Source organism: Rhizobium sp. BK196, from assembly GCF_014193255.1.
Classification (GTDB): domain Bacteria; phylum Pseudomonadota; class Alphaproteobacteria; order Rhizobiales; family Rhizobiaceae; genus Rhizobium.
Window position 1 is genome coordinate 729,585 of sequence record NZ_JACHZB010000002.1, and the last position, 21,165, is coordinate 750,749.

A 21,165-nucleotide genomic window follows, 5' to 3' on the forward strand; every position below is an offset into this window, starting at 1 on the left:
ACATACATAGTCCATGCGGCGATTCGAATGAACCCCCAGATAAGGGGATATACAAGAAGTTGCCGACATCAGGCAGATCAGTGTCCGCCCTGATGGCCGGAACCCTCGCCAAGATCGATCCTGCGCAGGATGAATGCGAGCGGCAGAACGGCAAGCGACAGCCACATTAGCGTGTGGAAAACGTCGATATAAGCAAGATAGCTCGCCTGGATCTGTACCTGCTGGCCGATCCAACCCATGGCCTGCGATTGTGCATCGACAGCTCCCGCCCCTTTGCCGACAAAATATTGCGTGGCGCCCTGCAGTGCGTGGTTGTAGGCGGGATCGGAAGGGATGACGTGCTCGACCAGCCGGCTTTGATGCCACTGCTCCCGATGGGCAAGCACGTTTGACGCAATCGCAACGCCGATCGAACCACCTGTGTTGCGCGCCGCATTGATCAGGGCCGATGCCTGGTCCGTCTGGTCGGGTCTCAGGCCGTCATAGGAGGCTGCGGTCATCGGGATGAAGATCAGCGGCAGGCCCAGGCCGAGATAGATGCGCGACCAGACGAAGAAACCGAAGTTGAGGTCTGCGTTGAGGCGCGTCATGTCGTACATGGCGGCAGCAATGATCGCTGTGCCGATGGCGATCAGGTATTTCGGCTGGAACTTATTGGAAATCCGCCCCGCCACGAACATCATGAACATCGTGACCAGGCCGCCGGGCGAAAGCGCAAGACCGGCCCAGGTCGCCGTATAGCCGAAATTCTGCTGCAGGACCAGCGGGATGAACTGGGTCGTGGCGATCAGAATTGCGCCCGTCGCCAGCATGACGATAAAACAGGAGCCGAATTGCCGGCTTGCCAGCAGGCGGACGTCGACGACAGGATTGGCCGCGTTCATCAGCCAGGGAATCGCGAGAAGAAAAGCTGCAACGCAGATTGTCGTCGCGACTATGATGAAGTTCGAGCCGAACCAGTCTTCCGTCTGGCCACGGTCGAGAACCAGTTCGAGTGCCCCGAGAAAGGTCGCAACCATCAGGAAGCCGATAATATCGAAACGCACGCCTTGCCGACGCATCCGCGCCCGTTCCTGACGCAGTGAATCCGGTTCGTTCACCAGGACGTATACGAGGACGAATGCGAAGAGGCCGACCGGTCCGTTGATCAGAAAGCACCAGTGCCAGGAGAAGTTGTCAGAGAGGTAGCCGCCGAGCGTCGGGCCGACCACGGGAGCGACGACCACGGCGACGCCGAACAGGGCAAAAGCCTGGCTGCGTTTCGATGGCGGGAAGGAATCGGCGAGGATCGACTGGGAGATCGGCACCATGCCGCCGCCGGCAAAGCCCTGGATCATGCGGAAAATCAGCAGGGATTCCAGGTTCCAGGCAAGGCCGCAGCAGATGGAGGCGATGGTGAACGTCGCAAGGCACAGAAGGTAGAAGCGCCGTCTCCCGTAACGCTTGGCAATGAAGCTGCTGGCGACGAGAATGATGGCGTTGGAGACGAGATAGGTCGTGACGACCCATGAAGCTTCATCGGCGCTGACGGCAAGACCGCCGGAGATATAGCGCAGCGCCACATTGGCAATTGTCGTATCCAGAACTTCCATGAAGGTTGCGAGTGAAACGACCAGGGCAATCAGCCACGGATTGACGACCCTGGCACCGGATGCCGGCATGCCATCCGCTGTCATGGCATCACTCATGTCAGTTCCTCGGCCGCACGGTAACCGTCGGAACGACGGACATGCCGGGACCGATCGCCACATCTTGGGGCCAATTGTCGACGACGATCTTGACGGGCACGCGCTGTGTGACCTTGACATAGTTGCCGGTCGCGTTTTCAGCCGGAAGCAGTGAAAAGGCAGTGCCCGAACCGGGCTGGACGGAATCGACACGGCCACGAAGCAAATGATCTGGATAGGCATCGATCGTCACGTCGACAGGTTGGCCCGGCCGCATGTCAGTCAGCTGGGTTTCCTTGAAATTGGCCGTCACCCAGATCTCGTCGGGCACGAACATGGAGACTGCCTGTCCGGCCTGGATATATTGCCCCTTCGCGCCGCTGAGCTTCACGACACGACCCGGCTGGGCGGCCGTGATCGTCGTGTAGCTGAGGTTCTGTTCGGCCGTCTCGACCTGTGCTTCCGCCTGATGCAGATTGGCGACCGCGCTTGCCCTCTGCGCTTCGGCAGCCGCCTTATTCTTGATGGCTGAGGTAACGCTTGCTTGGGCCTGAGCGGTGCTCGCCTCGTTCTGCCGCAAGGTGGACACCGCCTGCTGGGCTGCCTGCTCGGAGCCTGCACCGCTTTTGACCAGTTGCTGTTGTCTGTTGTTCTCGTCCTTGGCATATTGAAGGGCGGCCTCTGCCGATGTCAGCTGCGCCTTTGCTTCGTCAATTGCCGCCGCTGCCGCGGCGATCTGGGCTTCGGCGCTCGAAATGGCAGCCTTTGCGACGTCTATCTGACTGTGCGCCTGATCGAGCGCGATCTGGTAGTCGCGCGGGTCGATCTTGGCGATCACCGTTCCGGCATCGACATGCTGGTTGTCGGAGACAGGAACATCCGACACGTAACCTGAGATCTTGGCCGCGACGGAGAAGCTGCGCGCATCGAGGAACGCGTCGTCTGTCGTCTCATAAGGATGGAAATAGATGAGCCAGATGAAGTAACCGCCGACAGCAAGGGCAATCAGCGCAAGAACGATGAGAAGAGCAGCGATCGGATGACGCCTGACGACGGAGGGTCGCTGCTCCTTCTCCTGGCCCTCCTCGGCATTGTTTTCCGCCTCTTTTACCGGGGCTTCATCTTTTGTGGGAGCGGAGGGTTGCTGTTGCCTGGCGGCGGCGCGCTGGTTTTGGGGCACGGCAAAATCTTTCATCTTGAAACCGGAGACCAACGCCGGATCATCGGCTTCGGTTCCGGTCAAAATGTCGCAAGTCCGGGCATGGCCGCTTTTTCAATTCGCATATCCGGAACAATTTCCGGTGGTAGTGGTTAGGCAAGCGCCCGGCGAACCTTTACGGATCACGACCATGACCTACACGACCATGCGCTCTTACATTGCAATCGTGGCGCCACCTCCGCGTTCAGTTCCGCTCCATTTTTCAGCCGCCTGCCTTGTTGGCGCGCTTCTGACCGACATTACCTATTGGCGGACAGCCGAGATGATGTGGACGAACTTTTCCGCCTGGCTTCTCACCTTTGGGTTGCTGCTCGGCGCTCTGGCGGCCATTGCCGTGCTCATCGACATCTTCAGCGGACGGCTTCTCCTGCGGGGCGGTTTGGGCTGGCTCTATATCATTGGCAACATCGCCGCCTTTGTTGTGTCGCTCTTCAACGCCTTCATACATAGCCGCGATGCATGGACCTCGGTCGTGCCGACGGGGCTAACACTCTCAGTCGTCGCAGCCGTGCTGATCGTGATCAATGCTTGCATCGGCTGGGTTATCTTGCGCCAGCGTGCAGGAGGGCTCGAAGAATGAACCGCTCCCTTGCGTTCTCTTATTTCAACGCTTTGGCTCTGATCCTGCTCTGCAGCAGCGGCGCGCTTCTCGCTGGCTGCAGCGACAATGAGCCCGACCCGACAAGCGAAATCGGCCCCAATCCCAAGCTGCCCGAACAGGCGCAATATCTGATACCCCCGATGCACGTCGCCTCGGTCATCGGATGGAAGGAGGGCGAAACGCCGAAAGTCGCCGACGGATTGAAGATCAAGGCGCTGGCGGCGGGGCTGAAACATCCGCGCTCGGTCTATGTCCTGCCAAACGGCGATGTACTGGCGGTGGAATCCATTGCGCCGCCTGCCGCGTCGATCAAGCGGCCCAAGGATCTGATCATGGGCTGGATAGAATCCATAGCGACCTCGGGCGGCGGCAACGAGGGCAGCAACCGCATTACCCTGCTGCGCGATGCCGATGGCGACGGGGTCGCCGAAGTCAAGGAGACCTTCCTCGACCATCTCAATTCGCCCTTCGGCGTGGCACTTGTCGGAAGCGATCTCTACGTCGCCGATACCGATGCCATCAGGCGTTATCCCTATCAGGAGGGCGAGACGAAGATAACCGAGCGCGGCACCGTGCTGACCGAACTCCCAGGCGGGCCGATCGACCATCATTGGACGAAGAGCCTCGTCGCCAGCGAAGACGGCAACAAGCTCTACGCCGGCGTCGGCTCGAACAGCAACATAACGGAAAACGGCATCGAGGCGGAAAAGAATAGGGCCGCTATCCTGGAGGTCGACCGGCAGACCGGCAGCTTCAGGATCTTTGCCGATGGGTTGCGCAATCCCAATGGTCTCAGCTGGGAGCCGCAGACCCATGCGCTCTGGACGGTCGTCAATGAACGCGACGAGCTTGGCCCCAATCTTGTTCCTGACTACATGACCTCCGTCAAGGATGGCGGCTTTTATGGCTGGCCATACAGCTATTTCGGCCAGAATGTCGATCCGCGCGTCATGCCGCAAAGGCCGGATCTCGTGGCAAAGGCGATCGTTCCCGACTATTCGCTGAGTTCGCATGTTGCGCCGCTCGGCATGGCCTTTTACACGGCCGACAACCTGCCGGCCCAATATACGGGTGGCGCTTTCGTCGGCGAGCATGGAAGCTGGAACCGCCATGAATTCAATGGTTACAAGGTCGTTTTCGTCCCATTCCAGAATGGCAAGCCGAGCGGCAAACCGCAGGACGTCGTCACAGGCTTTCTTCAAGGGGACGACCAGACGCATGGCAGGCCGGTCGGACTGGCAGTCGACAAGGCCGGCGGCCTGTTGATCGCCGACGATGTCGGCAACACGGTTTGGCGCGTGACCGCCGCGAGGTAGGCCGCGCAGGTCGACCGTTCCTCTTACCGCCGGCCTTGCCGCGTGTAGGCGGGCGATCTGCCTTGCCAGCCCTCAGATCTCGGTTCGCCGCAGCAGATAATCCAATCCCCCGACCCTGAACCACCTGTAGGCATAAGGCTCCAGGAGCAGGCAATGTTTGCCGCGATCGTCGGCTTCGCTGTTGTCGCCATCGGCGATGTCGATCAACAAGTTTCCTTGTTCGCCGACATCAGGATCGATTTCAACTTCCACGGGCTTCGAATGGAGATTGTGGACGATCAGCACGGCGTTGTTTCGCCAATCGTATCGGATAGCGAGCACACCCGGGTCGCCGGCATCGAGGCAGGTAAAGTCGCCCCAGCCGATCTCCGGTGCCTCCTTGCGCATGCGGATCAGGCGCTCTGTCCAGTTCAGCATTGACTGTGGATCGCGCCGTTGCGCCGCAACGTTCACGTGCTGGTATCCGTAAGGGCCTTTCGTAATGACCGGCAGGACCGGTTTATCGTGCTTGGTGAAGCCTGCATTGGGCTCTCTTGACCATTGCATCGGCGTGCGGGCGCAATTGCGCTCCGGCAGCGACAAATCATCGCCCATAGCGATCTCGTCGCCGTAGCGAAGAACAGGCGTTCCCGGCAACGAGAACATCAGACTGTAGGCCATACGAATGTACGGGGCGCTGTCCTTGAGCATCGGCGCCAGCCGGCGCCGGATGCCGCGGTCGTAAAGCTGCATGGATTTGTCCGGTCCAAAGGCGGCAAACACGGCTTGGCGCTGTTTTTCGCTCAGTCGCCCAAGATCGAGCTCATCGTGGTTACGCAGGAACAGGCCCCATTGCGCCGTTTGCGGCCGGGCGCGCGTCTTTTCCATGGCTTTTACGAGCGGACCGGTGTCTGCGGTTGCCAGCGCATAGAAAAGCGCCTGATTGACCTGGAAATTGAACATCATCTGCATGCGGTCGCCATCTTCGCCGAAGTAATCGAGATCAGTTTCCGGCAGGACATTGGCCTCGGCCAGGATGATGGAATCGCCCTGCCGCCACTGCAGGAACTCGCGGAAGGTTCTCAGCATGTCGAATTGCTCCGCCGGCTTCTTCACAGCCGCTCCCTTCTTGGCAATGATGAAAGGGACGGCGTCCATTCTGAAGCCGGAGACGCCGAGCTGTATCCAGAATCCCATGATCTTCAGGATCTCGGCCTGGACATGCGGATTGGCAGTGTTGAGATCCGGCTGGCAATCGTAGAAGCGGTGGAAGTAATAGCCCTTTGCCGCCTGGTCGTAGGTCCAGGTGGATTTCTGCACCCCCGGAAACACCATGCCTTGATCGGCATTCTCAGGCTTTTGCTCGGACCAGACGTACCAGTCGCGATAGCGAGATGTCGGATCTCGTCGCGCCTCCTGAAACCACGGATGCTGATCGGACGTGTGGTTGACCACAAGGTCGATCAATACGCGGATGCCGCGTTGCTTGGCACCATGCGTGAATTCAACGAAATCGCCCAGCGTGCCATAGCGTGGATCGACATTGTAATAGTCGGATATGTCGTAGCCGTCGTCTTTTCCGGGAGAGGCTTGGAAGGGCATCAGCCAGATGGCAGTAATGCCGAGGCCTGCGAGGTAATCGAGCCGGCGCATGAGGCCCTGAAAATCGCCAATGCCGTCGCCATTGGCGTCCATGAAAGTTTCTACCGATAAACAATAGATGACTGCATTCTTATACCAAAGGTCGTTGATCATCGCTTTCTCCTCGTTCGCAAGCCAAAAGGCTGTCATCGGCGGATTGTTCCGGTACCGCGGAAATGGCGCTGTCAGACGGTCTTCTTGATGGAGTCGGAGGACATGCCGAGCCGGCCCGCCGGCATCTCGAAGCGGCAGCCGGTTGTGTCAAATTTAAATGCCGGCAGATGGACTGCCAGCTATGGTCCCGCCGCATGCATGGTCTTGCATGTCATGTCGGGGGCGCGAGTTTGGCAGGTTTGATCCGTTATTTATGGGCTACACAGCCTCGCATGGCGCGGAATCAATCCAGCCATTCGTTCGAAAAAGCGAGACTCGCGACGGAAATCGGCCGCTCTTCGGAACGGACAGTCACCGAGATGATCGTCCGCTCGCCGGCTGGCAGTTCGTCGCGTGCGACATCTACTAGAATTCGCGCCATTTCCTTAAGCACCTCGTCTCGTGACGCAAGTTCCGTTCCCGCATCGTCCCGAATCGGGCCGTCACCGTTGTGAAGGTCAAAGAAGTATCGGGCCATCTGCTCACCCCATTGAAATGTTTCATCATGAAGTGCCGACCGGTCAAATTGTTCCATTCGTCTATTCTGTTGGGAAGTCACCGTTTTTCCGCTTTCGTCCTATGCGGGGAGAGCCGTTCTTGATCGAGCCGCTCCTTCTCAATCTCGAAAGTCACGATGTGCTTTCCACTGCGGAGATCGAGCTCTTGCGCGCGATCGTCGGACGGGAAAGATCCGTGGCCGCGGGTGAAGATCTCGTATCGGAGGGAAGCAGACCCAATCATTCGACGCTGCTGCTGGATGGATTTGCGGCCCGCTATAAGGTTCTGGAGGATGGCACTCGCCAAATCACCGCGTTGCAGGTTGCCGGTGATTTCGTCGATCTGCATGCCTTCCCATTGAAAGTGGTGGACCACGGTGTCCTGGCAATCTCCAACTGTCGCATCGCCTCCGTCGATCATCAGGAACTGAAGGCGATCACCGAAACCAATCCCCATCTGACGCGGCTGTTGTGGCTTGATACGCTGGTGGACGGTGCAGTGCACCGCGAATGGATCGTTGCCATGGGGCGCCGGTCTAAGAAGGCGCATATCGCCCATCTCATCTGTGAACTCTACGTGCGGCTTCGCACGGTGCGCCGGACGAACGGGCCGACCTTTCAGCTGCCGCTGACGCAGAACGCCATGGCAGATGTTCTCGGTGTTTCCCTGGTTCATTTGAACAAGACGCTGCAGTCGCTCAGGAAAGAAAAGGCTTTCGCTTGGGAGGGTAGGGTTATCACCATTCTTGACTGGGACAAGCTGCAGAAGATTGCGGGCTTCGACGCTGGGTATCTGTCGTTGTCGGTCGAAGCGCGTTAGGAGTAGCTGTGCCAGAAACCTGTCGGATCCAACGTGGGAACGCATCATGATCAGCCGTTACATCAAGCCTCGCGACGAAGCGCTGACATCGGATGATCTCGCCGTCTGCCAGAAAGTGCTGGATGCTGTGAAGGCCGAATTCAAGTTTGCCGATGACGAGGAGGAGGTGAGCCGTTCGGCTGCGATCATCATCGAACTCTACCGCCAGGGCGTCCACGACGAAGAACAACTGAAGACGCTGGTCTTTGCCACGCGCGGCAAGATCTGAAGCAACCGTATCATCGATATGGGTGCGTCGATCTGGTATGCCATCCGCCCAAACCCTACCTTTATCGCGCGACGTCGGCGCAGCCGTCGCCGTTGAGGGCCGTACGGCTGCTGCCAAGCCGTCCGCATCCGGAGGTCTTATGAGAAGTTTGGTTTTAGCGGTCGCCCTTCTGGCCCCCACGGCTGCCTTTGCTCTCGAGGCGGTGGAGGTCAATGCGCGCGACCATTCCTGCCGCGAACTCCGGCAGATTATCCAGCAGAAAAAGGCCGTCTTCGTTCGCATGGGCATCGGCGGCAGGAGCTTCCGTTACCCGCCTGCGCAATGCCGGCTCGGCGACAAATATGATGTCGCAAGGGTGCGCGCCGCCAACGGGGAGATGTGCGTGCTCGACTACGAGTGCGTTTACGACCCGCAATCCTTCTACAACCGCTTTCCCAAGTAAGTTTCTATCGCTCTGCCGCTGTGGCGTAGGCGACCTGAAGCTCCATCTGTACCGCATCCATGAACAGGGCAGCCTGCCGCGACAGCTCAGCGTCGCTGCAGCCCTGTTCTCTCAAGTTGGCCGCGAACCCGGCCATCTCCGACCGCCAGAAGCGGTTGGCGGCCTCGCCGTGAAGGGTCTGAAGGGCCTCGGCGCAGCGCCTGATATCGGCTGTGCGTCGGTCGGCGGGAAACTGCAGAAGCGGCATGCTATCTCCGTCATTGTGCTGGGCGAATCGCCAAGTGTCCCGCAGAATGGCTATGAGTTCTTCACAAGTGGTGAACCAACCGAGGACACCGCTCCTCGTCTGCTGCCCGTTCGTTCGCTGGCGACAGATCACCGAAAATTGACAGAATGTATCTGGCAGCAGTCGCCGTCGTCACGCCGAGCTATGTTAGAGTTCTCCCCATGACGCAGTGATGGGAAGTGATGATGCTCACGACACTTGCGATCCTCGCGAGCCTGTCCGGCGCTGCCGCCACGATCGCGCAGTCAAGCCAAAACGAAGTCGATGTCGAGCTGGTGCTGGCCGTGGATACGTCCCGCTCGATGGATTACGAAGAAGTCCGCATCCAGCGCGAGGGCTATGTCGAGGCGCTGCGGCACAGGGAGTTCCTCGACGCTGTGAAAGGAGGCCTGACCGGGCGGATTGCTGTCAGCTATTTCGAATGGGCCGGCTATGTCGTGCCTGGTTCCGTCATCGATTGGCAGGTGATCGAGACGCAAAAGGATGCGCTGGATTTTGCCGACAAGCTGGAGATGCGGCCGATCGCTACCCAGCGCCGCACCTCCATATCCGCAGCGATTGTTCAAGGGGCGTCAATGCTTGCCGCGGGCCCGTATAACGGGCATCGCGAGGTGATCGACGTCTCCGGCGACGGTCCCAATAATTCCGGCGATCCGGTCACACCTGCGCGCGATGCGGCTCTGGAGGCGGGCATCGTCATCAACGGGCTGGCCATCATGCTGCGACCATCCGATGTGCCCGAAGGGCTCGACAAATATTACGGTGACTGCGTGATCGGCGGCCCCGGCTCCTTCGTTTTGCCTGTCTATAAGATCGAGGATTTTGCCGTTGCCGTTCGCAGGAAGCTGGTCTGGGAAATCAGCGGGCGCGAACTACCGGCAGAGATCGGCAAAATTGCGATGAATCCTCCGACAACAGACTGCCTGGTTGGCGAGAAGCTCTGGCAGAATTTGTTCGATCGTTGACCGCCGCCCCCAAATTATCAAGACGCCTGAAGTTCTGCCCGCTGGTCCAGCCGTGGCAGAACCACCTGGGTGATCGCCAAGATTTGGGGCAGGATGAGATGCTGTGGCTACCAGAGGGCGACCGGCGCACTCGCGAGAAACTGTTCGAGAGCGGAAGCGGCCGCCATGATCTCCTCATGGGCGGCGAAGATCAGCAGCCCCAGCAGTGAAATAGCTGATCCGACTTCCAGGGCAGATATCGATCTGGCCTCGGGCACTGAAAGGCTTGTGGGTAGGGCGACGACGAGGGTTGGCCGGATCGCATTTTGTCGGTTGTCGTTTGCGGGATGGAACAGGCGGACAGGACGAGGGTGCGCGAGACGGGATTTACTGCATATTCTAGGATAGGCTTCGCAGACTGATTTAGACATCGAATGTGCCCCTCATCGGCTTGGAAGGATCGTAGGGATCACATGGGGCTTAAGCAGGCGTCGTTCAAACTATACTCACGGATAGGACGGTGCCTCAAAAGAGGCCATCAGTCTGGTTAGTCATGCATTTCCTGCATAGGTGAACTGTAGTCTGAACGCTACTCTTTCTCGCCGCCCCATATTATATATCTCTCATCAAAGCGAACGAAGCGCCGCTATTTGGCAGCTATCGCTGGACCCAAGGAAAGGGGATTAAAATGAACATCGCACGCACCTTCAACAACTGGCGCAAGTATCGGCAAACCGTTACTGAGCTTGGCCGTATGTCGGGCCGCGAACTGAACGATCTGGGTATTGCCCGTAGCGATATCCGCGACGTCGCACGCGCTGCCGTTGGCCGCTAAGACCGGTTCTTAACGAATATCAAACGCGCTCGCCCGACCAAGGCGGGCGCGTTTTTCGTATCACGTGAGCTCTTCTTCTGGCGCATAGCGCATGGCACCTTTGCAAATATGTGCCTAGAAGATTGGCAGCGATCGGCGCATATCCTGATTAAGCGAAGCGATGAAACTCCTCCCCGTCGCTTTGTCTGAGACGCGGTTTACCTTCTCCCAGGCCGGCGTCAACGTGGTGGCCTCCTCCTCCCGCCGCCATGCGTCATGAAAGGCGTCTGCCGGATCTCCTCCTCCCCGGCATAGCCTTACTCTTTTAGGCGACGGTCTTGGTCTATCCAGAGTCTACCGCCGCACGGTTTCCCTCTCTTGAACCCATTTAGACTTTCATCAGGCGGAGTGGCCTGCTATTCAGGGTAGCGCTTACAGGGGGAATGCCAGGAATGCCTCGAAGAGAAGTCCCAAAGTTTCGACAAGCAATTCGAGAAGCTGCGGATTATGCTGTCGCCAAATCGGTCGTCAGATCGTGAGCGTCGAAAGCATTCCTTTTCCGCCGCCTGAGAAAAGCGACACGGGCCGGCGATCGATGCTGTCGCGGATCGGCAGCAGCCTTCCTGCCGCAATGCTGTTTCTGGCTGCCTATTTTATCACCCACGCACTCATTCGGATCGCGCTTCCCGACACGCTTGGTCTTGATGAATCCGAGCAGGCGTTCTTCTCGCAGTATCTCTTCTTAGGCTACGGCCCTCAGCCACCCTTCTACAATTGGCTGCAATATGCGGTCGTCTCAGTAGCCGGCCTGTCGATATGGACGCTGGTGATCCCCAAAAACATCATTCTTTTTCTCTGTTACGTGTTCTATGGACTCGCTGCTCGAGAGGCGTTGAAGGACAGGGCGCTTGCCGCAGTCGCGATGCTAAGCCTCATCACCCTCCCACAGGTTGGCTTTCTTGCGCAGCGCGAGCTGACCCATACCGTGGCGCTGCTCGTCGCAACCGGGCTGTTTCTCTACGGCCTGTTCAGAACGCTGCAAAAGCCGACACTCACCTCCTATCTCCTGGTCGGCACCGCTGCCGGCATCGGGATGATTTCCAAGTATAATTTTGCCATCCTGCCTGCCGCCGCTCTGCTCGCGGTGTTGGCGGATAAGGATTGGCGTCGCTGTCTGCTCGACTGGCGCGTGCTTGCTGCAATTGCCATCAGCGTTTTGATCGTCCTGCCGCACGCGCTCTGGCTGAAGGACAATATCGACAGCGCCTCGACAGCGACCCTGCAGCGGATGACGGCAAGGCACGAAGCCTCGAGCGCCATCCTGCGTATCGGTCAGGGGCTCGTTTCCCTTGTCGTTGCCGTCATCGGGTTCTCAGCCTTGCCGATCGTGCTGTTCGCCGCCGCCTTCCGTCGCGACCTCTTGCGCGCGCTCAGGGCGACGAGCCCGATGATCCGCCTGATCGAGCGGATGATGATGGCAAGCCTGCTTGCCGTAGCCCTCGTCGTCGTTGGTGGCGCAAGCCATATCCATGAGCGCTGGCTTGACCCGTTTCTGCTGGTCCTGCCCATCTACATGCTGTTGAAAATGCAGGCTGCAGGCATCGACCTGTCTGTCGGGATTCGCCGCCTCCTGCCTGTTGTGCCGGTGGCAATGGTCATCATCGTGACGGTTCTGACCGTCAGGATCGTTGGGGCTCAATATGTCGGCAACTATCCGATCCTGAACGCCCCCATGGCGGGTTTCGCGTCAGAGCTGACGGCGACTCGAAGACCGAACCTCATCATCGCCTCCAACAAATACCTTGCCGGCAACTTTCGTTTGCAATTGCCAGAGGTGCCGACCGTGCTTCCGGACTTCCCGGACACGGCAGCGACCGACTACGCCAACACGAAAGGCCCTGTTCTCGTCCTTTGGCGCGGCCCCAGCGATAAGGAAGCGACGATGACGCCAGATTTTGCGGCCAGGCTTAAAGCCGCAGGCATCGAGGTGGCGCAAACAAACACCCTTGCGATGCCCTATCTCTTCGGACATCGGAAACACGCGTTTGCTATTGGCTATGCCTGGATCGAAGGTGGGGCGAAGTAGCCCCGCTACTGTGCCCGAAACTCGCTAAATCCACGTCAGCGGTTCCGGAAGACAGTGCAGGCAACGCCTGCAGCGCGGATCGTGCTGCAGAGCTCGGCCGCTTCGGCGCGGGTCTCCCGGCCGATTCTCGCTGCATAGCGGGGGCGGTAGCCGAAGTTTCCGCCCCTTTGGCGCACGATCAGGGCGCGCTCGGCGTTCAGCGGCTCAGGAAGCTTTGTAAGCGATACGGTAAAAAGCCGGTCCGCCACGGACGGATTGTAGTGGGCGGCAAGCTGTACGCCCCATGGCGCCCAGTCGGCCGATCCGGTCAGCACCGGCTCGTTCATCTGCCGGGTTTCTGCGAGCGCCACACATGCCTGATGGAACGGCATGCCGTCCCGCAGCTCCGGCGCAGCGATTTCCGGAGTGCTGTCCCGCCAGGTTTCCACGGTCTGGCCGGTAATCGCGAACACATAGTCGCGGGTCTCGATCGGCAAACGGCCGGAGGAGAGAAACCGGCTGAGCCCGAATTCACCGGCATTATAGGCAGCGGCAGCAAGTCCGAGATTGCCGAAACGAAGCCTGAGTTCGTCAAGATAGCCGGACGACGCCTTGAGCGCCTGGACGACATCGAAGCTGTTTTCGAGCGCTCGCAGCCGGGCGGTTCCCGGCATGAATTGAGCAATGCCCTCCGCGCCCTTCGGACTGACCGCTTCCGGGCGAAACAGGCTTTCGCGCCAGATCAGGCGGGCGAAGAAAGCAGGCGGAAGGTTGTGGATCGCCGCGAAACGGTCCATCACGGCGCAGAGATCGGCATTGAAGTGATCTTTTCGAATGCACATGGTTTGTCCGTCACCAGCGTCACCCTGGTAAAGGCAAGCCGCTTCGGAAGCTGACGGCTCGCCAGCGCTAGCCGTGGCCGCCACGATAACCCATGCTGCGCAAACCAACACTGCAGCTATTAAGCCTATGCCGCATCTCATCGTCACCAACCTTCTGGCGACATCGTCGCGGTTTTCAGGCTAGACGGCAAGCGTCCTTGTCGGTCCGTTGCTCCGAGCGATGTGCTTGCACAACCGTCAAGACCCCAATGCCAGCCTCAGCTGCCGCACGGCGAATAGCGTCCTGCAGTTCACTGACATCGATCTGCCCGGTGATCGCATCGACGCAGGCCTTGACGGCCACGACATATTCCTCGCCGTCCTCGGACGGCCAGTCCGCTATCAAAACCTCAGCGGCGTCTCTCAACGTTCTGAGGACCCTGTATTTTTCCCGGCCACCCAGCATCAGCACCAGAGGGGGAAAGCGCTCGTATATGTTCCATTCCATTACACTTGGTCTCCCCAACGTATGGATATTGGTAACGTTGCAAGAACCATACCGACTGCGTGTGAAAGATAATGTATATGACAACTTCAGGGTGGCTCTGCCGGCAATGTCAAAAACGGAGAATGTGGTTCAAGTTTTTATTGCCTCCTATTCCGGCTTTCGCTAAAGGAAACATCATTGGCTGATGACCTTTCGGCCACGTAAGCGTTAACGTCACTCAACGCGTATGATCGAACGGCTTTGCGGCTTCGGTCTGCGCGACTGTGTCCTGCGGATCGTCTCCTGAGGCCCCGGAAGGACATGATGGACAATAATCGATCCATAAATCATCAGTTTCCCGCACCCGTTATCGAGCGGGTCCGCCACGAATTGCGCCGCCGTTCGCTGACGGTCGAAAGTGTCACCGATATCACCCCTGGCATGCGGCGCATCGTGCTGACGGGAGAAGACCTCGCCGATTTTACCAGCCTTGCGCCTCTGCCTGCCATCGGCCGGCGTATCGAGGAGAGCGGGGCCGATACCACCATTGTGGCAATCGCCGCAGTCGCAGGCCCGGAAGAAGAGCAATCTTTCGAAACAGCGGCAGCGCTCACAACGCGCTGGGTCTACCGTCCTCTTTTCAACGTAACGGATGCCGAACCGCTGATTGCTGCTTTGGCAGGGATCGATATCGTTCCCCAGACATTCGTCTGGATCGCAGCCGAAGCATCGGTGGTGCGATCCGTCCGTGCGTATCGTGTCGAAGAACGCGGCTATCCGCTGAGCTGGATCAAGGCCTCGGGCTACTGGGTCAAGGGCAAGGCCGATACGACCGAGAAGTTCTGACAGCCGGAAAATTCCCGATTCCCCCTATCGCTCCTGCCGGTTGGCTGGAGCGATAGGGAAGGGAGCCTGTTGCCCAGCACTCATTTGAATTCGGCGGCGGAACCTCGAACGAATGCCGGTGTTTCCTAGCAAAGGAGATGCGTCATGGGCACAAAGGATACCAACGCCAAAGCCGAACAGCGCCGTCCCAGGGATGTCGGGCCGATCGCGGAAGCGCCAGAGCGTGCAGATAAACAGTCCATCGCTCCCGCGACGGTCCAGCCGCCGGGCGCCCGGGATGAAAGCGAGCGGCCAATCGTCGATCCGATCACCGGCGTCGCCCAATGACGAGAGGAAGCCGGCAGATTGGAGGTAAGAGAATGGCCAGAGACAAGGAAGAAGCAATTCGGCAGCGCGCCTACGAGATCTGGGAGCAGGAAGGCCGTCCGGAAGGAGCGGCACTTCGCCATTGGCTGCAGGCATCCGACGAGCTCAGCGAGGATGACGAACACGAGACGATGCAGGAGCTGATCGACGAAGACGATCGCAACGATGCGGCTCTGCTCCAGGGTGCCGGCGAGAGCGGTGATATTCACGGGCGCCGTTAGTCACGTATAGGTAGATTACTTCTCACTACGCTCCAGCAGAATCCGGGCTTCCTCGAAGCGACGCTTTCGATCGGCATCATCTTCACTCGGCGAATAACAGGTATTTGACACGCAGAACCGCGTAAGCTGATGCGGCTTGCCGACCTTGTCGAACTCGCATTCGAACGCATCGGTCATCTCGCCCGGTGCAGTTCCCTGTCGTGTCGAATAGGTCATGCGAACACCCGGCGGCTTGAGTTCCGGAAAGGATTGAACCATGCCGATCGAAAGCTGATCGCTCATGAAGAAGGCCTTGGCGACGGATTGACATGTCGCCTCCAGATCCGGGGATTGCGCGAAAGCTGCTGCCGGAAACAGGATAATGCCGAATAATACTAGATGTTTACGCAAAGGCGTCGCCTCCTGATATCGTCCAGAGTGAGGTAGCGCCAATACGGCAAAAACAAGTGGGGCGCCTCAGGCGGCGCCGGAAAAATCTTCCGACAGCAGACCCAGCAATTCGTCGCGATCCTGCACGCCGAACTCGAACCAGTCGACCAACGCTTTCGCCTTCGCCATTCCGAGGCTGCTGCTACGGTTGCAACGCGCGGCCGAGCACCATTCCTGGTGAATGCCGTCGAGAAAATTCATCGTCTCCGACGTCAGCGCTTCCTTCGGCCAAACCGTTCGCGTCATCGCGTTGCTCCCTGGTGCAGCCCCACACTAGATGACCTATGGTTGACTGCAATGGCGAGAATGCAACACCGATGGATTAGTTGTTGCTGACGCTACAGCGTCGCACAACAGAAAAGCGGCAGGCGCTCAGGCCTGCCGCTTGTCGTCATGCCGTCTTTGGAAGAGGCAATCAGCTTTCCAGCCATTTCACCTGTTCGACCGTCAGCTTTATGTCCAGCGCCGAAAGGCTGTCTTCCAGCTCGGCGATCGTGCGCGGCCCGATCAGCGGGATGACGGGGAAGGGCTGAGCGATGACATAGGCGAGCGCGATATGGATCGGATGCCGGCCAAGCTCCTTGGCAAGCGCGATCGCGCGGTCACGCCGTTCGAAATTGCGATCCGAATACCAGCAGCGCACGATCTCCTCGTCGTCACGCTTGTCGCGACCGGCCCGGTCGGTGAAGAAACCGCGGCCCTGGCTCGACCAGGCGAAGTTCGGGATCTGCTTTTCGTTCAGCCACCTTTTCCACTCGTCATCAGAGGCGGTAACGCAGCCGGCCCAGATCGGATCGAGCATTTCAGCGAGCGAGAAGTTGTTGGAAAGGGCGGCAGGTGCTTGCTTCCCGTTTTTCTTCGCGTAGGCGATCGCCTCGTCGAAGCGCTCGCGCGTCCAGTTCGAGCCACCGAAGATGCCGCGGATGCGGCCGCGTTTGACCTCGGCATCCATGGCGTCGACGAATTCGCCGACCGGCACATCGGTATTGTCGCGATGCATGAAGTAGATATCGACATAATCGGTCTTCAGGCGGTTGAGCGACTGGTCGAGTTGTCTGCTGATGACATCGGGATAGCAGAGCGGCGAGTGGGCGCCCTTGCCGATCAGGACGATCTCCTCGCGTGGCACCTGCCGGCTTGTGTGCCAGTCGCCGAAGATGCTCTCCGTCTTCCCGCCGCCATAGACGAAGGCCGTGTCGAAGACATTGCCGCCTGCCTCATAGAAGGTGTCGAGTGTCAGCGAGGCGGCTGCGAAATTCGGGAAGAATTCAAAACCGAGAGTGACGACCGAGGCCGGCTTGGAAATACCGGGGATCTGGCGCTGCGGTATGGAGTTGCCGCGCCGGACAACCCCGCCGGCGATGTTCCGGGTGCGCTTGGTGGCTTTTTCGACGCCATATTCGAGACCGACCGACGCGCGCCACTGGTCGAGAACCTTGAGATTGTTGATCGAATCCGTCCAGCTCATGCCCGGTGAGCGGAATTCCTGCTCGCCGGCACGGATCGCGTCACCGGCGGCATCCGCTTCGAAGGAATAGAGCCAGCGGTCTTCCTTGACTTCGACCGTCTCCTGCTCGCCGTTCCTGAAGATCTCGATCTTGCCGACGCCGCCCTTGTGGCCGGAGGCAAACCAGAAATCCTTGACCTCGATACGGCCCTGCGAGCCGATGATGCGAAGCACATTGTCCTGCTGTGCCATGATCGAGCAAGAGACTTCGGCGATGATCTCGTTCGGGAATTTCAGCACGGCCGATGCCCACTCGTCGACGCCGGACTGGCCGAGATGGGCGACGCCCGAAACCTTTTCGGGATCGAGGAACGGCTTTCCGGCCGCGGCACCGGCGATCAACCGGGCCACGGAAACGGGATAGCCACCGACATCGAGGATGCCGCCGCCGGCCGTTTCATTGGCAAACAGGCGATGTTCCGGCTTGTATGTCCCCATGCTGAAGCCGAACGAGGAACGGATGATGCGGACCTCGCCGATCACGCCGCTCTTGACGAGTTCGACAAGCTTTTCGGTCTGCGGATGGACACGATACATGAAGGCTTCACCGGCAAAGACGCCAGCCTTCTTCGCCTCGTAGTAAATCGCCTCGGCATCATAGGCTGAGAGAGCGATCGGCTTTTCGACCAGCACATGCTTGCCGGCGCGGATCGCCTTGATGGCCCATTCGGCATGGCCGGTATGGGGTGTGGCGATATAGATCGCGTCGACCTCCTTGTCCGTCAACAGGGCTTCGTAACCGTTGACGATACGGGCTCCCGGAAAGCCCTCGGCCAGGCCCGGCTTATCGGGATTGCGGGTGGCGATCGCCACGAGTTTGCCGGTGCGTGAATGCGCGACGCCATCGGCAAAGGTGCGGGCGATGGTGCCGGGGCCGATGATGCCCCAGCGGATCGGATTATCTGAAGTCATACTATCCTCTTTCGTCTAAGTCTTGGGATCAGGTTAGCGGAGCCGCTTGCCGGCGGCGTCGAACAGGAAGGTGCGGGCGGCGGGCAGGGAGACTATCAGCGTCTCGGTCTTCCCAAGATTGCGGGATTCAGGCTGCTCGATGATGAGCTGCTCGCCGCCGAAATTGGCGTAGATGTAACTGGTATTTCCAAGGTGCTCGGCAACATCGACGGCAACCTTCAGATCAGCCTCGCCCTGGCCCGCCTCGCCGAAATGTTCGGGCCGGATACCGAGCGTCACTTCCGCGCCGGATGTTACGGACGGGTCGGAAAGCGGCACTTCCATCCGAACCGTATTGTCGCCTGTAAGCACGACCGTTGCCTTGCCTGCCAGCACGCCCGCCACCTCGGCTCTCAGGAAGTTCATCTTCGGCGAACCGACGAAGCCGGCGACAAACTGGTTGGCGGGGTCGTCGTAAAGATCGAGCGGCGCACCGATCTGTTCGATATTGCCGGCGCGCAAGACGACGATCTTGTCGGCCAGCGTCATCGCCTCGGTCTGATCGTGGGTCACATAGATCATCGTCGTGCCGAGCTGCTTGTGCAGCCTGGAGATCTCTACGCGCATCTGTACGCGCAATTCCGCATCGAGGTTCGAAAGCGGCTCGTCGAACAGGAAGACCTGCGGTTCGCGCACGATGGCCCGGCCGATCGCCACACGCTGGCGCTGACCGCCGGAGAGCTGCTTGGGCCGGCGCGTCATCAATTCCGTGATCTGCAGAATCTCCGCGACATGGCGAACGCGCCGTTCGGTATCGGCCTTCGGATTGCCATTCATGCGCAGGCCGAAGCTCAGGTTCTCCTCGACAGTCAGATGCGGATAGAGCGCATAGGACTGGAAAACCATGGCGATGCCGCGGTCGGCCGGTTCGACATCGTTGACGACGCGCCCGCCGATCTTCAGTTCGCCGCCGGTGATATCCTCCAGGCCGGCGATCATGCGCAAGAGCGTGGACTTTCCGCAGCCGGAAGGGCCGACGAAGACGACGAATTCGCCGTCCTTCACGTCCAGATCGGCGCCGTGGATGATTTCGAATGAACCGTAACGTTTGACGATATTGTTGAGTGAAAGCTCTGCCATGGGCTCCCCGATTATTTGATTGCGCCGGCCGCAATGCCGGCGATGAAGTGGCGCTGTAGAGCCACGAAGACGATGAGAATCGGCGCGGTCAGAAGCACCGCGCCCGCCATGATGCCGCCCCAGGAGACCTTGGTCAGGCCGATCAGAACGCCAAGCGCTACCGGAGCCGTCATCATGCCTGGCTTCGAGTTGATGAGCAGCGGCCAGAGATAGTTGTTCCAGGAGGCGAGGAAGAGAATGATCGCCAGTGCCGCCATCGTCGGCCGGGCAAGCGGCAGGGCAATGCGGAGGAAGATCTGCCATTCCTTGACGCCTTCGACACGCGCCGCATCGAAGAGATCGTTCGGCATCATGGAAAAAGACTGCCGCATGAAGAGAACGCCGAGCGAATTGAAGAGCGGCGGCACGATGAGGGCGACCCAGGTATTGGCGAGCTTGAACTCGCGCGCCACCATGATGAATTGCGGAATGACGACGACGAAATAAGGAAGCGTGATGGTGCCGAGGATGATGGCGATGACCAGCGAGCGGCCGACGAAGCGGTAGCGGGCGAGCGCCCATCCGGCCATCGAGGTCAAGAGCACGGACAGAACGGTATAGACGGTGGCGACGACGATGGAGATGACCATTGCGCCGACGAAGTTCGTGTCTGCCTGCAGGTTCTGGAAATTTGCCACGAAGTTGGTCGATGGCCAGAGCACGATCTGCGGGCTGAAAATGCCGTAATCGGGCATCGTCGAGAAGACGAACATCATCCAGAGCGGAAAGAGCCAGATGATTGCGAGCGGCAGCAGGAAGGCGTGCAAGGCGATCTGGCGGATGAGAAGGGATTGTGACTTGGATCTCATTTCGGCTCCCTCCCGACCCAGAGATTGAGAAGCGAGATCGCGACTGCGAGGGCGGCCATCGTATAGGCGATTGCTGAAGCGTAACCGAAGTTCAGCGATGTAAAGCCCTGGCGATAGAGAAGCAGACCAAGCGTCTCCGTGCCGCCGCCCGGCCCGCCGCGATTGGTGATGAGGAAAGGCTCGGCGAAGAGCTGCATCGTGCCGATGACCGACAGGACGACGCAGAAAAGAATGATCGGCTTCAGGAGCGGCAGGGTGATGTGGAAGAACTGCTGCAGCTTGCTGACGCGGTCGAGTGTGGCTGCCTCGTAAACATCTTCCGGGATCGATTGCAGGCCGGCCAGGATGATGATGGCATTGTAACCCGCCCAGCGCCACGTCACGGCGATGACGATGACGACCATGGCGGCATTGGCATTGTCGAACCAGGAAACGGGCGCAAGGCCTGTTGCGCCGATCAGCTTGTTGATGATGCCGAAATCGAGGTTGAACATCAGCCGGAAGACCGCTGCATAGGCGACTTCGCCCACGACAACAGGCGCGAAGAAGGCGAAGCGGAACAGGGCGCGCGCTTTCAGAAGCGGCGAATTGAGCAGCACCGCCATAATGGTCGCAAGGGCGATCATGACCGGCACCTGGATGACCAGGATGACGAGGGTGTTATAGACGGCATTATAGAAGGCAGGGTCGGCGAACAGGCGTCCCCAATTGGCCTGAAGGCTGAATTTCCACGGATTGATGCGCGTGTTCTGGAACGAGATCAGAAATGAATTGATGATCGGCCAGACCCAGAAGGCGGCAAAGACCAGAAGATAGGGCGCAAGGAACGCGTAGGCGCTCCGGTTTCTGACCGGCATGGTACCTCCTTACCGAAACGAATGTGCCCGCCGCCTCCCG

General features: G+C 59.3%; 24 protein-coding genes and 1 pseudogene. 11 read left to right on the plus strand and 14 right to left on the minus strand.

The genetic code is table 11. From position 1 onward, the window contains the following. Positions 1-77: 77 nt before the first annotated feature. Positions 78-1,688 (minus strand): DHA2 family efflux MFS transporter permease subunit, encoded by a 1,611-nt coding sequence (locus FHT78_RS09990; protein ID WP_183743012.1) that lies wholly within the window; start codon positions 1,686-1,688, stop codon positions 78-80. 1 nt (position 1,689) lies between these two features. Continuing rightward, complete coding sequence (locus FHT78_RS09995) at positions 1,690-2,910, minus strand: HlyD family secretion protein (RefSeq protein WP_246715222.1); 1,221 nt, start codon at positions 2,908-2,910, stop codon at positions 1,690-1,692. A 106-nt stretch (positions 2,911-3,016) separates the two neighbouring features. On the opposite strand from FHT78_RS09995, the gene FHT78_RS10000 reads away from it, so the two are divergent. Both FHT78_RS10000 and FHT78_RS10005 read left to right on the plus strand, forming a co-directional pair. Further along, positions 3,017-3,466, plus strand: coding sequence for a DUF2231 domain-containing protein (locus FHT78_RS10000; protein WP_246715224.1), 450 nt, complete (start codon positions 3,017-3,019; stop codon positions 3,464-3,466). Further along, positions 3,463-4,803: a sorbosone dehydrogenase family protein gene (locus FHT78_RS10005; protein WP_183743014.1), complete on the plus strand. Its 1,341-nt coding sequence runs from the start codon at positions 3,463-3,465 to the stop codon at positions 4,801-4,803. Before FHT78_RS10000 ends, FHT78_RS10005 begins: the two co-directional genes overlap by 4 nt. Before the next feature lie 72 nt (positions 4,804-4,875). Here FHT78_RS10005 and FHT78_RS10010 read toward each other — a convergent pair whose 3' ends face one another. Both FHT78_RS10010 and FHT78_RS10015 read right to left on the minus strand, forming a co-directional pair. Further along, positions 4,876-6,537 (minus strand): alpha-amylase family protein, encoded by a 1,662-nt coding sequence (locus FHT78_RS10010; protein ID WP_183743016.1) that lies wholly within the window; start codon positions 6,535-6,537, stop codon positions 4,876-4,878. 283 nt (positions 6,538-6,820) lie between these two features. Continuing rightward, positions 6,821-7,054: a hypothetical protein gene (locus FHT78_RS10015; protein ID WP_183743497.1), complete on the minus strand. Its 234-nt coding sequence runs from the start codon at positions 7,052-7,054 to the stop codon at positions 6,821-6,823. 119 nt (positions 7,055-7,173) lie between these two features. Between FHT78_RS10015 and FHT78_RS10020 the strand changes: the two genes are divergently transcribed. The 3 genes from FHT78_RS10020 to FHT78_RS10030 all read left to right on the plus strand — a co-directional run bounded on the left by FHT78_RS10020 (position 7,174) and on the right by FHT78_RS10030 (position 8,603). After that, positions 7,174-7,893, plus strand: a complete 720-nt coding sequence (locus tag FHT78_RS10020; RefSeq protein WP_183743018.1) for a Crp/Fnr family transcriptional regulator — start codon at positions 7,174-7,176, stop codon at positions 7,891-7,893. A gap of 46 nt (positions 7,894-7,939) precedes the next feature. Beyond that, positions 7,940-8,161: a hypothetical protein gene (locus tag FHT78_RS10025; protein ID WP_183743019.1), complete on the plus strand. Its 222-nt coding sequence runs from the start codon at positions 7,940-7,942 to the stop codon at positions 8,159-8,161. Between the two features lie 139 nt (positions 8,162-8,300). Further along, positions 8,301-8,603, plus strand: a complete 303-nt coding sequence (locus FHT78_RS10030) for a hypothetical protein (protein WP_183743021.1) — start codon at positions 8,301-8,303, stop codon at positions 8,601-8,603. Positions 8,604-8,607: 4 nt separating this feature from the next. Here FHT78_RS10030 and FHT78_RS10035 read toward each other — a convergent pair whose 3' ends face one another. Further along, a complete protein-coding gene (locus tag FHT78_RS10035) occupies positions 8,608-8,850 on the minus strand; it encodes a DUF6074 family protein (protein ID WP_183743023.1) in 243 nt (80 codons plus the stop codon). A 224-nt stretch (positions 8,851-9,074) separates the two neighbouring features. Here FHT78_RS10035 and FHT78_RS10040 point away from each other — a divergent pair, with 224 nt between their 5' ends. Further along, positions 9,075-9,854 carry a DUF1194 domain-containing protein gene (locus tag FHT78_RS10040; RefSeq protein ID WP_183743499.1) on the plus strand — a complete coding sequence of 260 codons (780 nt, stop codon included), beginning with the start codon at positions 9,075-9,077 and terminating at the stop codon, positions 9,852-9,854. Positions 9,855-9,961: 107 nt separating this feature from the next. Here the strand turns inward: FHT78_RS10040 and FHT78_RS10045 are convergent, their stop codons facing one another. Further along, positions 9,962-10,111 (minus strand): hypothetical protein, encoded by a 150-nt coding sequence (locus tag FHT78_RS10045; protein WP_183743025.1) that lies wholly within the window; start codon positions 10,109-10,111, stop codon positions 9,962-9,964. Positions 10,112-10,521: 410 nt separating this feature from the next. Here FHT78_RS10045 and FHT78_RS10050 point away from each other — a divergent pair, with 410 nt between their 5' ends. After that, positions 10,522-10,668 (plus strand): DUF1127 domain-containing protein, encoded by a 147-nt coding sequence (locus tag FHT78_RS10050; RefSeq protein WP_183743027.1) that lies wholly within the window; start codon positions 10,522-10,524, stop codon positions 10,666-10,668. Between the two features lie 574 nt (positions 10,669-11,242). After that, positions 11,243-12,733: a glycosyltransferase family 39 protein gene (locus tag FHT78_RS10055; protein ID WP_183743029.1), complete on the plus strand. Its 1,491-nt coding sequence runs from the start codon at positions 11,243-11,245 to the stop codon at positions 12,731-12,733. A 35-nt stretch (positions 12,734-12,768) separates the two neighbouring features. Here the strand turns inward: FHT78_RS10055 and FHT78_RS10060 are convergent, their stop codons facing one another. Continuing rightward, entirely contained in the window at positions 12,769-13,695 is a 927-nt protein-coding gene (locus FHT78_RS10060) for a lytic transglycosylase domain-containing protein (protein WP_246715244.1), read from the minus strand. A gap of 34 nt (positions 13,696-13,729) precedes the next feature. Beyond that, positions 13,730-14,041 carry a DUF982 domain-containing protein gene (locus tag FHT78_RS10065; protein WP_183743033.1) on the minus strand — a complete coding sequence of 104 codons (312 nt, stop codon included), beginning with the start codon at positions 14,039-14,041 and terminating at the stop codon, positions 13,730-13,732. A 303-nt stretch (positions 14,042-14,344) separates the two neighbouring features. On the opposite strand from FHT78_RS10065, the gene FHT78_RS10070 reads away from it, so the two are divergent. The 3 genes and pseudogenes from FHT78_RS10070 to FHT78_RS10080 all read left to right on the plus strand — a co-directional run. Then, positions 14,345-14,866, plus strand: a complete 522-nt coding sequence (locus tag FHT78_RS10070; protein ID WP_183743501.1) for an SIP domain-containing protein — start codon at positions 14,345-14,347, stop codon at positions 14,864-14,866. Positions 14,867-15,010: 144 nt separating this feature from the next. Further along, positions 15,011-15,193: a hypothetical protein gene (locus FHT78_RS10075; RefSeq protein ID WP_183743034.1), complete on the plus strand. Its 183-nt coding sequence runs from the start codon at positions 15,011-15,013 to the stop codon at positions 15,191-15,193. Positions 15,194-15,225: 32 nt separating this feature from the next. Then, positions 15,226-15,435 (plus strand): annotated as a pseudogene (locus FHT78_RS10080) (DUF2934 domain-containing protein); the annotation flags it as partial. 33 nt (positions 15,436-15,468) lie between these two features. Here the strand turns inward: FHT78_RS10080 and FHT78_RS10085 are convergent. From FHT78_RS10085 to FHT78_RS10110, 6 genes are all read right to left on the minus strand, one after another. Then, positions 15,469-15,843 carry a hypothetical protein gene (locus FHT78_RS10085; RefSeq protein ID WP_183743038.1) on the minus strand — a complete coding sequence of 125 codons (375 nt, stop codon included), beginning with the start codon at positions 15,841-15,843 and terminating at the stop codon, positions 15,469-15,471. Positions 15,844-15,909: 66 nt separating this feature from the next. Next, complete coding sequence (locus FHT78_RS10090) at positions 15,910-16,128, minus strand: hypothetical protein (RefSeq protein ID WP_183743040.1); 219 nt, start codon at positions 16,126-16,128, stop codon at positions 15,910-15,912. A 169-nt stretch (positions 16,129-16,297) separates the two neighbouring features. After that, the gene (locus FHT78_RS10095; RefSeq protein ID WP_183743041.1) at positions 16,298-18,301 is read right to left on the minus strand and encodes an aldo/keto reductase; all 2,004 of its coding nucleotides are present in this window, start codon (positions 18,299-18,301) and stop codon (positions 16,298-16,300) included. 33 nt (positions 18,302-18,334) lie between these two features. Next, positions 18,335-19,420 carry a sn-glycerol-3-phosphate ABC transporter ATP-binding protein UgpC gene (ugpC, locus tag FHT78_RS10100; protein ID WP_183743043.1) on the minus strand — a complete coding sequence of 362 codons (1,086 nt, stop codon included), beginning with the start codon at positions 19,418-19,420 and terminating at the stop codon, positions 18,335-18,337. 11 nt (positions 19,421-19,431) lie between these two features. Next, a complete protein-coding gene (locus FHT78_RS10105; RefSeq protein WP_183743045.1) occupies positions 19,432-20,268 on the minus strand; it encodes a carbohydrate ABC transporter permease in 837 nt (278 codons plus the stop codon). Then, complete coding sequence (locus FHT78_RS10110) at positions 20,265-21,125, minus strand: sugar ABC transporter permease (RefSeq protein WP_183743047.1); 861 nt, start codon at positions 21,123-21,125, stop codon at positions 20,265-20,267. The genes FHT78_RS10105 and FHT78_RS10110 overlap by 4 nt, the downstream gene beginning before the upstream one ends. Positions 21,126-21,165: the final 40 nt, after the last annotated feature.

Bases quoted from the DNA above. Each gene is read 5' to 3' on its own strand.
- FHT78_RS09990 (WP_183743012.1), bottom strand. From the start codon at position 1,688: ATGAGTGATGCCATGACAGCGGATGGCATGCCGGCATCCGGTGCCAGG.
- FHT78_RS10000 (WP_246715224.1), top strand. From the start codon at position 3,017: ATGACCTACACGACCATGCGCTCTTACATTGCAATCGTGGCGCCACCT.
- FHT78_RS10005 (WP_183743014.1), top strand. From the start codon at position 3,463: ATGAACCGCTCCCTTGCGTTCTCTTATTTCAACGCTTTGGCTCTGATC.
- FHT78_RS10010 (WP_183743016.1), bottom strand. From the start codon at position 6,537: ATGATCAACGACCTTTGGTATAAGAATGCAGTCATCTATTGTTTATCG.
- FHT78_RS10015 (WP_183743497.1), bottom strand. From the start codon at position 7,054: ATGGCCCGATACTTCTTTGACCTTCACAACGGTGACGGCCCGATTCGG.
- FHT78_RS10025 (WP_183743019.1), top strand. From the start codon at position 7,940: ATGATCAGCCGTTACATCAAGCCTCGCGACGAAGCGCTGACATCGGAT.
- FHT78_RS10030 (WP_183743021.1), top strand. From the start codon at position 8,301: ATGAGAAGTTTGGTTTTAGCGGTCGCCCTTCTGGCCCCCACGGCTGCC.
- FHT78_RS10035 (WP_183743023.1), bottom strand. From the start codon at position 8,850: ATGCCGCTTCTGCAGTTTCCCGCCGACCGACGCACAGCCGATATCAGG.
- FHT78_RS10040 (WP_183743499.1), top strand. From the start codon at position 9,075: ATGCTCACGACACTTGCGATCCTCGCGAGCCTGTCCGGCGCTGCCGCC.
- FHT78_RS10050 (WP_183743027.1), top strand. From the start codon at position 10,522: ATGAACATCGCACGCACCTTCAACAACTGGCGCAAGTATCGGCAAACC.
- FHT78_RS10055 (WP_183743029.1), top strand. From the start codon at position 11,243: ATGCTGTCGCGGATCGGCAGCAGCCTTCCTGCCGCAATGCTGTTTCTG.
- FHT78_RS10060 (WP_246715244.1), bottom strand. From the start codon at position 13,695: ATGAGATGCGGCATAGGCTTAATAGCTGCAGTGTTGGTTTGCGCAGCA.
- FHT78_RS10065 (WP_183743033.1), bottom strand. From the start codon at position 14,041: ATGGAATGGAACATATACGAGCGCTTTCCCCCTCTGGTGCTGATGCTG.
- FHT78_RS10070 (WP_183743501.1), top strand. From the start codon at position 14,345: ATGGACAATAATCGATCCATAAATCATCAGTTTCCCGCACCCGTTATC.
- FHT78_RS10075 (WP_183743034.1), top strand. From the start codon at position 15,011: ATGGGCACAAAGGATACCAACGCCAAAGCCGAACAGCGCCGTCCCAGG.
- FHT78_RS10090 (WP_183743040.1), bottom strand. From the start codon at position 16,128: ATGACGCGAACGGTTTGGCCGAAGGAAGCGCTGACGTCGGAGACGATG.
- FHT78_RS10095 (WP_183743041.1), bottom strand. From the start codon at position 18,301: ATGACTTCAGATAATCCGATCCGCTGGGGCATCATCGGCCCCGGCACC.
- ugpC (WP_183743043.1), bottom strand. From the start codon at position 19,420: ATGGCAGAGCTTTCACTCAACAATATCGTCAAACGTTACGGTTCATTC.
- FHT78_RS10105 (WP_183743045.1), bottom strand. From the start codon at position 20,268: ATGAGATCCAAGTCACAATCCCTTCTCATCCGCCAGATCGCCTTGCAC.
- FHT78_RS10110 (WP_183743047.1), bottom strand. From the start codon at position 21,125: ATGCCGGTCAGAAACCGGAGCGCCTACGCGTTCCTTGCGCCCTATCTT.